The organism is Catenovulum sp. 2E275, assembly GCF_025515275.1.
Classification (GTDB): Bacteria; Pseudomonadota; Gammaproteobacteria; order Enterobacterales; family Alteromonadaceae; genus Catenovulum.
The window spans coordinates 1-14,042 of record NZ_JAOPFU010000022.1; the positions used below are offsets into that span (position 1 = coordinate 1).

Here is a 14,042-nt window from a genome sequence, read left to right on the forward strand (position 1 = left end):
TGGAAGAAAAAACGTATCTTTCCGACATCCAGTCGTTTTTCCTACCGCTTTAAGTTGACTGTAGATATAAAGGTGGAAGAAAAAACGTATCTTTCTAACACTCAGTCGTTTTTCCTACCGCCTTTTAGTTGAGTTTAGATATAAAGGTGGAAGAAAAAATGTGGCTTTCTAACACTCAGTCGTTTTTCCTACCGCCTTTTAGTTGAGTTTAGATATAAAGGTGGAAGAAAAAACGTGGCTTTCTAATACTCAGTCGTTTTTCCTACCGCCTTTTAGTTGAGTTTAGATATAAAGGTGGAAGAAAAAACGTGGCTTTCTAACACTCAATCGTTTTTCCTACCGCCTTTTAGTTGAGTTTAGATATAAAGGAGGAAGAAAAAACGTGGTTTTCTAACACTCAGTCGTTTTTCTTACCTCCTCAAACTAAGCCAATATTTATTATTATTTGTCCACCTACTTTTAGCGATTCGTATTTATATATTCTGTTATTGAGTAATTTGTCTGCTATCGGGTTTATCCAAGTTGCATCACCAGTTAAATAACACTTTACTCTTAGCTTTTATGTCTGTAGCACATAAATATAAACAAGGCACTAAAAATTTTGATTGTTCATTGTCACCTGATAGCATCGGAATTAAACCGATAAAAGTAGTAATTGAGGTTAACAGAATAGGGCGAAAGCGTAGCCGACCTGCTTCTAATGCAGCGACGGCTGGTTGATATCCTTTTGCTCTTAATTTATTGAGGCAATCTATTAACACTAAGTTGTCATTAACCACAACGCCACTGGCAGCTAAAATACCTAACATCGAAAAGGCACCGTAATAAATTTGATGTCCCCAGTGCCCCAATACTGAGCCTAGAAAAGCAAATGGAATCGCAGACATGATTAAAAATGGTTGCATGTAAGATTTAAATGCAATCGCCATTAGCATATATGTGATGATCAGCGCTAAGCCTTCGTAATATATAACAGTATTAATAAATGCTTCTTCATCCTGATTACGGCCAAAGCCATCGGTCGATATTTCAGGGTTGCGCTTGAGCCATCCAGGGAAAAACTCTTGTTTAATTTTACTGATCAGTGCTTGTTTATTTGTGCCATTATATTCAGCCCAAACCCAGACTATTTTTTTCCCATCTCGCCTTAATATCCGATTTATGCCTGGTTTAATTTCTAGGTCGACAATTGAAATTAATGGAATTTCTCGACCATCTCGCATTCTAATTTTTATTTTATACAGTGAATCTAATGCCTCTCGCTCAGTTCGGGAGTATCGAACTCTCACTTTGACATCACCCCCTTCGCGGGGTAGTCGTTGTACTTCTTGCCCAAAAAAAGCTTGCCTTACTTGTTTGGACGCCATTTTTGAGGGTGAGGATGATTTCTTTATTACCTTTATCTAGGCTATCCCGTACCATAAAAATATCATCGTAAGTGGCTAAGTGTGTTTTCAATTCATTGGCTGCTAAAGCCATTGAATCTAAATTATCTGAGCGGAGCATAAATGCAATTTTGGGCTCTCGAGTATTTAATGTCGTTTTCAGATTGTTCATCTTGTGCTTTATGTGACGCGATAATGCGTTTGCTTGCGCGTCTGAGTCGTTTGGCTTTTTGTTTAGTTCTTGATGTGTACCACTCCATTCTTTACTGGCATTAGATGATATTTTACAGCCATCAATGGTAAACATGTTGTGGCCAATTAGGTTTTCCTGTTCACAAATCATTAAGACTTGGGTTAATAACGGCTCAATATAATCACTCATATTGGCGACAAAGCTGGCAATTGAAGTAAAGTGAGGTTGTGCGTCACCAGATAAAGCCATAAACGTGATATTAGTTTGACAGGCCTTAGCAATCCGACGACTTGATATATAACCGCGGCTATATGCAAACAAGATAATGTTAAGCATGATGGCAGGAGAATAGGCAGCGCTGCCGCCTTTATCATTTTTATAGAGGCTATCAAATGCAGTTAAATCTAAGTGGTTATCGGCAATGTGGCTTAATGCGAACTCGAATGTACCGGGGAGGATTTGCGCAGAAAAATCAACGGCAATAAATTGATTCTGGTGCGAGTAATCAGGCTTGTAATTGGCCATAAATAGGAAGCGTAAGTGAATAATAGTTATTAGATCATATGAGATCTGGCAACTCAATGTTTCTTTTAAATAAGTTACAGATTAAACTGAATTTATTTATAAAGGCGGGGTGAGAATAATTCTACAGTCTCGTTGGGTTAATATTTGTTCTGGAGATAATGTTATTTCAAGTTTAGGGATGGTCAATTTTTTATAGTTCAATGCCAATTGCTTGGCAGGATATTGGCCTAATAATACATTAAGACTTTGCTTGCTTTTTTTAATCGGTTGCTTTGTTCTGATAAATTAGATTCTTAGGTATGTAAACTTGCTTGGGCTAAATATAAATCTAAGGGGTTTGAGAGACATAAATCGACTCGGTTAACAACGAGTTCAACTCTTTGTTTTTGATTGTCTAAATTGTAGTTAAACAGATGGTAAATTTCAGAGTTCAGACTGATATTTGAGCTGTTTAACATTATTATAGTCTTCGAGTGTGGCGTTTAAGTCGCTATTGCTGCGTCATTGAGTTGTGCTAAGCGGTTCCAAATATCCAATTCCCAGCTTACTCTTAGTCGAGTGTTAACTGTAGTTTGGTTAACGGTACCTCCATTATTTCTGCGTTCATTCCAATCGTATCCAGAAGTGGCAGTTACATCCGGTAAGGTATTTCCATATTGGATTTGATAATCTGCTTGCGCAATTTGGATTCTTTGGAAGGCAATTTCTAAGTTTTGGTTTTGAACCAAAGCGAGTTGGATTAAATGGTTCAACTCCTTAGGGAAATTTGTTAATAAATGAAGCTCCGAATCTGTTTGTTTCTCGGTAGTTTCTAACCAATTTGATGGCAAATTTAAGTCCCGGGTTGTATTCCTTTATGTAAACTGCTGTGAACAGCCAGTGTAAACCTATTCATACAAAACATATTGCTCTCTAACCGGGTAGCTTTATTTTAATTAAGTTGAGTATTCATTAAAAAGTAAACAAATATAAATATATAGGCCATTATATGATTAAGGTGATACGTTTACATTACGTGTTGTGTAAAACAATTGTAAATAAAAGGCAGGTAATCAGTGGTTACCTGCCTTAAGTTTTACTTCATATACTGTCTAAGCCACTGCTGTACTTGTGGTGCATTAGGCGCAATCTTTGCTAATTGAGCCAATGGCTCAGAAATATAAGCAGTCAATCCGACTTTTTCCATAAATAAAATTTGGGTTGCCAATAAATCATATTGATTAGGCCAACGTTGATTAGCAACTTTTAAAGCCTCAATCGCCCGTGAGGTTTGCATCACGTTATCTAGCGCTACTGCATAGACATAAGCATACCTAGGCTGAGCATCGGGCAGGGTTGCAGCCGCTTTTAAATAAGGGATAGATTGATTGTACTGTTTAGAACGAATTAGAAATAAACCATAAGCATGCTGAACTGAGCTGGCTTCAGGCATAAACTCAAGTGCACCTTGTATTAAGCTTTGTTCTTTTTCTACCAGCCCTTGAGAGCGGTATATATCTGCCAAATTCAGTAAGGCTGGAATATACTCAGGTGTTATTTTCAATGCTGTTTGATAATAATGCTCAGCTAGTTTTAGATTTCCTTTCTGCATGGCCAAGTTGGCTAAAGCTACTAGCGTAGAGGGTGCCTCTTCTGATAGTTTTAAAATAGCCTCATATTCATCTATTAAATCAGCTACTTTAGTTTGTGCTGATGATGGCAATGAACCCACCACATCTAATAGCGTTGCAGCTACTTCAAAACGAACACTGGTATTTTTATCTTTTAATAATGGCTCTAATAACTGCCAGCGATATTGTGCCGGAAAACCAATTAAACCGGACACCGCAGAGCGCCTGACCAGCGGATTGTTATCCTGTAATCCTATTTGAGCGGCTTGTAAACTTTGCTGAGATGGAAAAGCGGCTAATGACTGATATAGAGTAGCGCGGATAATCGCCGGGAAAGTTTGGTTATTTGCAGATGCAGCAATTTGATTAACTGCAGAAGCATCTTGATGGCGAGCTAGCTTATTCGCTTTTACCCAATCAAGTTGAACCGTATTGACCGACCATTTGGCTAGCGATTGAGCAGCCCAATGGTTATCTTTATCTTGATGGCAATTGGTACAGGCATTCGGTTTATCTGGCCCAGCAACATCTGGGTGTGGGACTTTAAAACTGTGGTCGCGGCGGTCATCTACCCCCATATAAGTACGTGTCGGCATATGACAACTAACGCACTCAGCCCCTTTGCTATCTATCGGATGATGATGATGTTCAGGCGTATCAAATACATTAGCGGCATGACACTGGGCACAAAGCGCATTCCCTTGAGCAACTAACTGACCAGAATGAGGATTATGACAATTTTGACAAGTTACGCCATTCTGATGCATTTTACTTTGTAAAAAAGATCCTAAAACAAATACTTCATCCTGAATTTGACCATCATCAAAATAGGTATTTTCAGTTAATAGCTCTAATCGATATTGATTATGATAAGACGCACCTACTTCAATATCTTCGAGCAACATGCGACGAGAGTGACAACCTCCGCACATATCAATATGTTGAGTCGGTCGGGTATCGTCAGGGTTAGCAATTGGGTCATCTTTTGCCCAAGTCCAATTTACTTTAACATCTTTAGTAAAAGCCAATGCCAAATTATCAGGAGTTAACTGACCAGCATTGGCTAATTTGACATGCGCACTGCCAGGTCCATGACAAGCTTCACAAGCCACATTAATTTCAGAAAATTGAGTATGATAACTCATCTGCTGGGGATTATACCCGCGGATTACGTTGGTACTGTGGCAATCGGCACAGCGGGTATTCCAGTTTTGAAAATGACCGGCCCAGAAAAAAGGATGCTCCGGGGAGATATTTTCATCTGGTTGCAGGTGATACCAGCGTTGCCCACCTTCGCTTTTAGGGCGGCTGTCCCAAGCCACATTAAACGCTTGTAAATGACCATTACCAATATCAAGAATGTATTGTTGTAGGGGGTAATGACCAAAAGTATATTGAACAGGGTAGGTCTCAGGTTTACCGTCTTTGCCGACAGTGTTAATCAAAAACTGGTTTTTATCTTTAAAAAAACGAGTTTTAATTTTGTGAAATTCAACGGTTTTATTATTAAAGTCGCCTAATACAAACTCGGCGGTTGGAGCTTGCATAGCTTTAAAATGGTCAGACTGCTGCCAACTTTGATATTCTTCAAGGTGGCAGCTTTTACATTCAGAGCTACCTAGAAAAAAAGAATCACCAAAAACTTTAAATTGAGTGCTAATAATTAAAAAAAGTAAATAAATATTCTTAGTTTTACAGATCATTTTTTCATAGTTATTTATTCAAAAAACACAAGTAACATTTTGCTGATTACCGAGGTGCAATAAATCTATTGTACAGTAAATGTTTATCTATGATGAATGGTTTATTGATATATTTGGTACTTAAATTTGTTTATTAGAAATAACTAGAATAAAAATAACGATATATTTAAATCACTTAATTTTAAATATTTTGTGTGAAGTTATTTGGATAAAAAGCTTTGAATGTATCCTGAATCATAAAAAATCTAAAATTAGTTTTTTAAACATTATATGTTTGCCGTGGAATAGGCACTAAGGTTAGGACTCGTGAACAATGGGTGCTGTGGGATGATGATGTTTTAGCTTGGCACATTGCGGCATCTCCAAATCCAGAGTTTATTCGTATCGCGTTTGAACCTAAAGCCGCGCGTTGGGCAGCTGAGCGTGGTTCTATGGAAGCCATTTTAAATATTGAAAAAGCCAGCTTGACTTACCTTGGGGTGCTAAAGCACACATTATCGCAGGTGCTGCAATGACCAGTTTGCAGTGCTGCCATAGCAAATATTATTTCGCAGTAATAACGCTTTGAGCTGGTATTTCACAACAAACAACGGATGTAGCAGAGATTGCCTACAAAACTTCTGTTGAAAGTAGCCGTCAAGCTCAATATAGTCGTGATATCATGGAAATCCTCGTTAGCGAGTTAGCATAAACGCAGGAGCAGGTTAATCAGCTAAATCGCGAGACGGAAATAATCGGCAGTGTCTTAGAAGTAATCCAAGCAATAGCTGAGCAAACTAATTTATTAGCATTAGATGCAGTAATAGAAGCAGCCAGAGCGGGTGACCAAGGAAGAGGTTGTAGTGGGGAGCTTGCATGCGTTTGAATCTTTACAAAGCGAATTGGATAAAATTTCTAGTATGTCTACACAAATTGCCACCACATCTGAAGAACAATCTTTGGTTACCGCAGAAATTAATCATCGAGTGCACGAAATTAAAGATGATACAGATAGCTTTACCCAGCAAACCCAAGCTACAGCAGATGCGTGTAAAGACTTAAAAGTAACGGAACAAAAACTTGCATCGCATGTAGCTGATTTTAAAGTTGTTTAAGTTTCACGTTAGAAGCTAGGATTATATGCTTCGTACATATCATCTTTAATACGAAATTTATCAATAATATTTTCTATGGTTTACTTTTAGTCTCTAACTAAAAGTAACTTCAGAGCAAGTCGATTAAGTTGAGATTTTATCGTTTGTAATTGATGGTGAAATACCAACAGAATCGGACAGCCTTGGTCATTTTATTTGCTCCTGTTTAGTTTCAGGCAAATAGGGCGTTACTAGTTCTAACTTGTGTTTTTTATATATAAGCTGAATATATGCTATGTTAGTGAGTATTATCTGCACAGGGTGTTTAGTTTATGATGGATACTTTTATTGGCACTGGTATTAGTTTTCTTGCATTTGCGGTTGCAGCCGAAAAATTCCAGTTACAAAGGCTCAATTTACCACATAAAAGTTTTATTATTTAAAGGGGTTAACTGAAGGTACGGCAACAATATTTATTGTCTTTTGTAATCGGCCGAAGTATTTTTCGATTCTGGCATGTATATTTTCTATCATTTTACTGTTACCCATATATAGTCGAATTTATGGTGGTTATATGAAATTAAAACAAATTAATTTATTGCAATCATCTAATCGTGAGTGAATTTTAAACAACACGAAATCAAACTAAGCAGGATTAAAATTAATATGATGTGAGATAGTAGCATCCGTTTTGGCATTTTTTTGGTAATTACAAAGGTATAGCGAAAAAAGCAGATCTCGAAATGGAAATAAGACTTAGCGAGTATCTCGATGCCCAGCAAATGATACGGTTTTAAAATAGATCTTGACTGAAAACAAAGACAATACTCGCTTAGTTTTACTCTTTAATATGCGCTAAATAGTTAGTCGATCTAAAATTTATGTTTAAACCGAGAAATAAATTTTGAGATGAGTTTTATTCAATCCTTTACGGTTCTGCAAGTTGCTGTAGTTCTTTATCCGTTAATTTTTGTTGGTAGTTGTCATAACTTAGTCCTAACCATTGTGGTAAAGTACTACTAACAAAAATTGACGACCATGTGCCCAACACAATACCGACAAATAATGCACTGGCAAAACTATGTAAACTGGCGCCGCCTAACCACCAAATTGCGGCGATTGTTGTTAAGGTGGTCGACGAGGTAATAATGGTGCGGCCTAATGTGCTTGCTAATGCTTGGTTGATTGTATTGGCAACTGGATTATCCGGGTGAGCACGTACCAGCTCTCTAACTTTGTCACCGATAATAATTGAGTCGTTTAACGAATATCCAATTATCGCCAACAGCGCAGCCAATACGGTTAAATCGAACTCCATACCTGTTAGTACAAAAAAAGCCACAGTGAGCAGTACATCATGCAATAACGCTAAACTAGCCGACAGCGCGAGTCGCCATTCAAAACGGACAATTAAATAGATAGCAACTGCCAATAAACTCACGAATAATGCCAAACCACCTTGCTCAATTAGCTCAGCGCCAATTTGTGCACCTACATAACGACTGTCTAAAATTTGTAAACCTAAATCAGCTGGTAGCTCAGTTTGCCACGCGAGTGGTTGGCTTAAGTTATCTTGCGGCGGTTGAAATAATTGCCACTGCAGTGTGCCTAAATTAGCTAACTTAAATTCACCTTCAACATAGGGGGTTAATTGCTGTTCTAGTGCTTGGGTGGTTAGGTCTTGCACTATTTGAAACTCAGTAACATAACCGCCGGTAAAATCTTGTCCAAGCTGCAAACCTTGTTGGACGATTAACACACAGCTGAATAAAACGGCGACAATACTTAAAATTAAGCCAGAGGTGCGGGCTTTTTGCCATAAATTAGCCATGTTGTGCTCCTTTAGTTGTCATTGGATTTAAACGATAAAACCACTGCGACAATTGTGCGGAAACCACAACACCACAAAACATGCTGGTGATAATGCCCAGCGCTAAGGTTATAGCAAAACCTTTAATTGGCCCGTAGCCTATCGACATTAAAACAACAGCTGTGATCATAGTGGTTAAGTTCGCATCAATAATGCTGCTTTGCGCTTGTTTATAACCACGCGCAAGGGCAGATGTCATGCTACTGCCTTGTTTACGTTCCTCTTTAATTCGCTCAAAAATAATTACATTGGTATCAACCGCCATGCCTATGGTCAAAACTAAACCTGCAATGCCAGGTAAAGTTAACACCACACCGGGTAATAGCGACATTAAACCAATTAAACAGATTAAATTGGCAAATAGGGCAATACAGGCGATGAGTCCGAGCTTTCTATACCAAAACAACATAAATGCTAAGGTTAACGACAGTCCCAAAGCTAAAGCTTGAAAGCCACTGCTAATGTTTTGTTCACCCAAGCTGGGTCCTATGGTGCGCTCGGTCACTATGGTTAACGGCGCATCTAACGAACCGGCTCGCAACAACAAAGCTAAATCTTGCGCTTTTTGCCAGGAGTCTAAGTTAGTAATACTGAATTTTTGCCCTAGCACTTGTTGTATGGTTGCTACTGAAATTACCTTGCTGCTTTGCTGAATTTCGTCGTTACTGTCAGCAATATACTCGCTGTATAAAGTTGCCATAGGTTTACCGACATTGTCGCGACTAAAATGCAGCATTTTATTGCCGCCTTGTGGGGATAAACTCAGCTGTACCAGAGGTTTGCCGTATTCATCGCGACCCGCTTGTGCACTATCAATATCCGCGCCGCTAAAGATTGCTAAAGGGTTTAAATTAACTGTGCCGTATTCTGCCTTAACTTGTTTGCCACCTTGGTCTTGCAGTGCATGAAACGACAATTGTGCAGTTGCGCCAATAATGCGTTTTGCCGCAGCAGGGTCTTGCACGCCGGGTAATTCAATACGGATATAATTTGCGCCTTGGCGTTGGGTTACCGCCTCGGTTATGCCCAATTCTTCAATGCGCGAGCGTAGCGTGGTTAACGCTTGTAGCATGGTTTGTTTGTCAAATTCAGCTTGGCCTGCTTCGGTATAACTTAAGGTCGCCCGGGTTAAGTTGCCTTGCTGCTGAGTTTGCACATCCAAATGTGGATACTGTTTTAACAGTTTGTTTTGCAATTGCTCTAAGCCAGCTTGCCCTTGTGGCGTAGCAACTAATTGCAATCCTTGGGTTGTATTTTGTTCAATACGTACGCCGTGCAGTTGCTCTTTCACGCGAATTGCTTGTGCTTCTAAAGCAATATTTTCCATGCGTTTTTCAAGTGCTTTGTTGGTGTCAACTTTCAGTACAAACAATACGCCGCCATTTAAATCTAAGCCGAGTTTTATCGGTGATAAACCAAGTTTTTGTAGCCAGAGTGGCGCGGTAGCTTGTTCTATTACTTTAACGGATGCGCGCTCGTTAAATGTTTCTGCGAGCAGTTGCTGCGCTGATGCCGAGTCAGTTTGTCGGCTGAGTTCAACCAAAGTTGTGTCGTTTGAGTTGATTTGTGCAACTGTATATTGGTGTTGTTCCAGTACTTGTTTAACTAAGTCATTGCTAGGCAAAGCCTGCTCGTTAGTTACCGGACTGATACTTAATAAGGTTTTGTTTTGGTAAAAATTGGGCATGGCGCATAGTGCCAGCATTAGGATGATGGCGACAACGCAGATACGCTTGAGCCGCACTTGCCAAAAAGAACGTGTAGAGGGTGTTTTTGTAAACATGATAATTAACTCACTTAGCTGGTGAGTAACACATAAGGTTATTCACAATCAGCTTTAAACTAATAAAAATTTTAATGCCCAAAGCACTACTCAAACGCTTACTTGAGTAATGAACTTAGGGCGCTGTTTAAAAATAAATATCAGCTGATGTGAGCGAAGGTGAGTTGCGCTCGATAGGTTAAATTTGCCGGTTGGCAATTATCAATAGCGCCGGTGCGTGGCCTAGAAGTAGATTGATACCAAGGCTGTGTGACAGGTTTTATCAGCCGATACAAGAGAATTCGTGGAATGTCAGGGTCGGCTAAAGCATAAATAAGTTGGTAGTCGGGTTGCTGCTCTGTGTCGAGAAAATAACTCGGGTGGGTTACTCGGCTGCGTTGCGGCAACTCTGCAGGATTTGGTGCTGGTAACTTATGCTTCAACCCAGTTTGTTTAAGATTAAAGTCATCAATTACTGTATGAGCGTCAACAGAAATGGTCGTGCTTGTTGTTTGTGTTGGCAAATTTTTGCCAATAGCTGTCTGACTACCCATATTCAGTAGCATCAGCATACAAAACAACACAACAGACAAAAATGATTTAACCACTTTTGTATATGCTTCTAATCTCATTTGGAGAAGATATGTTTAAATTAATCAAATTTCAAGTATCATATTTTACTTATAAAATTGGGTTGGTAAGTATTATAAGGTTATTGAATCAAAAGTGTGTGGCTAAAGTAGTGTATGTAAGTTGAACTTAGATATTTAAATTCAACTTACATAATTTCATCAAAAAAGTAGCGTAGGTGAGTTGGGGTAAACTCTAAACCATATACATGAACGTCGGTAAATACAGTGTCGTCGGTAAAACGAATTTGTTTAGTACCCACTTTATTTTGTGTACGACCAGGGTCTGCTGTTCCCGGCTCAGGTTTCCACTGATACGCATCAGTCTGGTAGTGCTGCGGGTCAATCGAGTCGTTTTCAAACGGTTCTAGTTCACCAGTGAAAATAATAGTGCTATACCAAAATCAAAAAAACTCACGCATCCTTCCTATTTTTAATTGCTAATATAACAAATGCACTTTAATTTTATGTTAATTAAAACTTTTAGTAAAAGTTTGCTGGCTTTAGTGGGTACCGTCGGTTACGATTAATTGTCTAGGGCACTAATGCATAAGCTTTTGGCTGTAGTAGCTGAAGGTTAGGTGCCTTCAGCTAAACAACTTTTTGCATCCTTGTGTATAAACATTTCTCAACACAAATCAATATATCATTCCACCAACTCTAAAGGATAAATTACTTCGTCGAGCATATCGCCGTTGCTTGAGGTAAATGACACTCTAAATTGATAGAAATGTTGCTCGGATAATTCTGTAGTTGGTATTAAATCAGCAAGTTCAAAGGTCATTTTTGAGGTGCCAGATTCACGGCCAATCACAGCAGTATCAACCAAGACTACATCTTTTACCGGTATCCATTTAGATTTAAAATGTCGCAGCCAAAAACGTATGCCACCTTGGTCTGACTTAATAACTCGGTTGCCCGTTCCTGCATGATATTCCACTTGTAACGTTACTTTATCACCTATTTTAAGTGGCTTATTTTCAAACTCACTGCGGTTTAATATTTTGATATACGGCGCGATGTAATCTGAACTATGTTCAACTTGGCTATTCTGTTTGTGTGCGGCTGTTAAAGTGATGCCAGCATCAATGATTTGATTAGCAGAAACCTTGTCAAAGCTCGCGGTTTCACCGTTGCGCCATTTAACTGTTATTTGCTCAATGCTTTTATGTTCTGCTAAGCCAAAATGGACAATATTGAGTAAACTTTGTGAGAATACTGAACCAGCAGAGCCAACCTTTTGTCGGTAAGTTTTATCACCTACTTTAGCTGTAACCACTGCGGATATAGCGTCAATCTTAGCTTTGGGTGAATAGCCTACTCGAACTAATGCATAGTTTGCTTGTGCCTGTTTAACTTGATTGGAAGTTTGGTTTTGATATAAATACCATTCGCCACCTTCGCTACCACTGAGTAAATCAAGATCACCATCTAAGTCAAAGTCAAACGCTTGACCCATGTCACCGTTTCCTGGGCCAAGCGGATCGCTGGCACCGTGCGAAGTGGTGGCAATAAACTGCTGCTTACCATTGTTTAATAACATTAAATCTGAGCCTCGGGCATGAATTAAGCCCCAACGGTACACCAATATGTCTTGGAAAGTGTCGTTGTTGAAATCACCGACAGTAACACCTAGTGAATTACCACCTTTAGGGATATTCCATTGGCCGGAAACGTCGACAAATTTGCCATTGTCATTGCGCAGTAATACATCTGTCATATTGCGATTTTCCGGTTGAAAATCAATAGCTGCTGAATCTACCCCAGCTAAACTGAATTTATAGTTCCAAAATATATTCCCATTGCGCACTAAAGCCGCTCGCCATTTGTTATCACCAACATAGCCAAAATATGCACCATTTTCGCTTATATCTTGTGGCCAGCCTAATGCAGCTTGTTGATGTAACGTGAATTCATCACCAGACTTTACCACATGAGGTTGTTTATTTTTGCCTAAAAATATTGGGTAATCTTGGCCACGAAATTCGCCTTGAGTGAGATAATAATGGTTGAATAAAGTGACCTCGGCTGGTGCGGTAAAGCTGAAATTGTCCGTACCCTTAAATCCACGTGATTTAATCGAAAATATTTGTTTTTCAGGTTCAAAATCAACACTTGGTGCTTCGCCAAAACCGTTTTCAAACTCTTTACCACGTGCTAGGTATAAGTCTAAATCACCATCGTTATCTATATCTAAATCGGCTACTGCCATTATGCCTTTTAGCTCACGGATTTTTTCAGGAAATTGTTTGGTGATGTTAGTGAATGTAAAGTCTCCGTTGCCTTGCCAAACGGACAGAGGGCTGAACAAAATGATATCGTCAATTTGATCCTGGTTTAGGTCTGTGACAAGTGTTCTGGAAGGGTGTTGATCGAGTAATCCTTCAATATGACGCAACTCAAAAGTACTATTACCTAAATTTTCATAAGCAAAATGTTGTGGTTTATCACCATGTAAACTCGTTTCGTTGACTAGGAGTAAATCTAAATCGCCATCCACATCCATATCAATCCAAAAGCCACCACGACCACGGCCGCCTTTGTAGATGTTGACGTCACCTGTCATTAACACTAACTTGCCATTATTATTCTGGTAAAAATTTGCAGTTGACGGATTTTTACCATTGCCGCCACCTTGAGTTACGATTAAATCAAGATCACCATCTTGGTCGTAATCACCGGCCGATATACCATGAAGGTCGTGCATAAACCAGCGTGCTAAGTCTTTGTTATGTTTGCTAACTGTGCCGTCGCCATTGTTCCAATATAGTTTGCTGCTTTCGGCATTGTGATTATTAACAATAAAATCATAGTCGCCGTCATTATCAATATCGGCAATTGTTGGGCCGCCGTATTTTATTGAACTAACTTTATCTAAACCGGCTTGCTCGGAAATATCTTTGTATTGTGGAATATTAAGCTCTGCGATATCAGTTATTTTGAGCGAAACTATATTCAAGGTTGCATTCAAGCTAGATATTGTCAGTGGGGCATCACCGGTTTGGTTAAATTTTACTAAAGCGCTTAATTTGTGTTTGCCACTAGATTGAATCGACAAATTGTCAATAAGCGTTTGCTGACCACTTAATATACTGATGCTGGCGTATTCACTTGGATTGTGTAGTTCTATATCCACTTGTTTAGTCAGTGAGCCTGTCACCTGATAGCGAATTTCGATACTTTGTTCTGGTGATACTTTAAGGTTATTTACGATTTCTAGCTGCTGTTTTGTACAGGCTGACAAAAACAGCAGTGCAAAGTAATAGAGAATATTTTTCATTGGATAACTAAT

10 protein-coding genes and 1 pseudogene are annotated in these 14,042 nt (G+C 39.0%); 3 read left to right on the forward strand and 8 right to left on the reverse strand.

Annotated elements, in window-relative coordinates; genetic code table 11:
• Window positions 1–527 precede the first annotated feature (527 nt).
• The 4 genes from N7931_RS11420 to N7931_RS11435 form a co-directional block, all read right to left on the reverse strand.
• Complete coding sequence (locus N7931_RS11420) at window positions 528–1,367, reverse strand: efflux RND transporter permease subunit (protein ID WP_262794174.1); 840 nt, start codon at window positions 1,365–1,367, stop codon at window positions 528–530.
• On the reverse strand, window positions 1,297–2,103 hold the full coding sequence (locus N7931_RS11425) for a transposase (RefSeq protein ID WP_262794175.1): 807 nt from the start codon (window positions 2,101–2,103) through the stop codon (window positions 1,297–1,299). Before N7931_RS11425 ends, N7931_RS11420 begins: the two co-directional genes overlap by 71 nt.
• A gap of 482 nt (window positions 2,104–2,585) precedes the next feature.
• Complete coding sequence (locus N7931_RS11430; RefSeq protein ID WP_262794189.1) at window positions 2,586–2,933, reverse strand: TolC family protein; 348 nt, start codon at window positions 2,931–2,933, stop codon at window positions 2,586–2,588.
• Window positions 2,934–3,178: 245 nt separating this feature from the next.
• Window positions 3,179–5,416 (reverse strand): multiheme c-type cytochrome, encoded by a 2,238-nt coding sequence (locus N7931_RS11435; RefSeq protein WP_262794190.1) that lies wholly within the window; start codon window positions 5,414–5,416, stop codon window positions 3,179–3,181.
• Window positions 5,417–5,733: 317 nt separating this feature from the next.
• Between N7931_RS11435 and N7931_RS11440 the strand changes: the two genes are divergently transcribed.
• The 3 genes and pseudogenes from N7931_RS11440 (at window position 5,734) to N7931_RS11450 (ending at window position 6,510) form a co-directional block, all read left to right on the forward strand.
• Window positions 5,734–5,931: a hypothetical protein gene (locus N7931_RS11440; protein WP_316250578.1), complete on the forward strand. Its 198-nt coding sequence runs from the start codon at window positions 5,734–5,736 to the stop codon at window positions 5,929–5,931.
• Between the two features lie 212 nt (window positions 5,932–6,143).
• A pseudogene (locus N7931_RS11445) lies at window positions 6,144–6,254 on the forward strand (methyl-accepting chemotaxis protein); the annotation flags it as partial.
• Window positions 6,238–6,510, forward strand: coding sequence for a hypothetical protein (locus N7931_RS11450; RefSeq protein WP_262794191.1), 273 nt, complete (start codon window positions 6,238–6,240; stop codon window positions 6,508–6,510). The pseudogene N7931_RS11445 and the gene N7931_RS11450, both read left to right, overlap by 17 nt.
• A gap of 907 nt (window positions 6,511–7,417) precedes the next feature.
• On the opposite strand, the gene secF is transcribed toward N7931_RS11450, so the two are convergent.
• The 4 genes from secF to N7931_RS11470 form a co-directional block, all read right to left on the reverse strand.
• The gene (gene secF / locus N7931_RS11455) at window positions 7,418–8,320 is read right to left on the reverse strand and encodes a protein translocase subunit SecF (protein WP_262794192.1); all 903 of its coding nucleotides are present in this window, start codon (window positions 8,318–8,320) and stop codon (window positions 7,418–7,420) included.
• Window positions 8,313–10,142 (reverse strand): protein translocase subunit SecD, encoded by a 1,830-nt coding sequence (gene secD, locus N7931_RS11460; protein WP_262794193.1) that lies wholly within the window; start codon window positions 10,140–10,142, stop codon window positions 8,313–8,315. The genes secF and secD overlap by 8 nt, the downstream gene beginning before the upstream one ends.
• 140 nt (window positions 10,143–10,282) lie before the next feature.
• A complete protein-coding gene (locus tag N7931_RS11465) occupies window positions 10,283–10,753 on the reverse strand; it encodes a hypothetical protein (RefSeq protein ID WP_262794194.1) in 471 nt (156 codons plus the stop codon).
• A 643-nt stretch (window positions 10,754–11,396) separates the two neighbouring features.
• Window positions 11,397–14,030 (reverse strand): CRTAC1 family protein, encoded by a 2,634-nt coding sequence (locus N7931_RS11470; RefSeq protein ID WP_262794195.1) that lies wholly within the window; start codon window positions 14,028–14,030, stop codon window positions 11,397–11,399.
• Window positions 14,031–14,042: the final 12 nt, after the last annotated feature.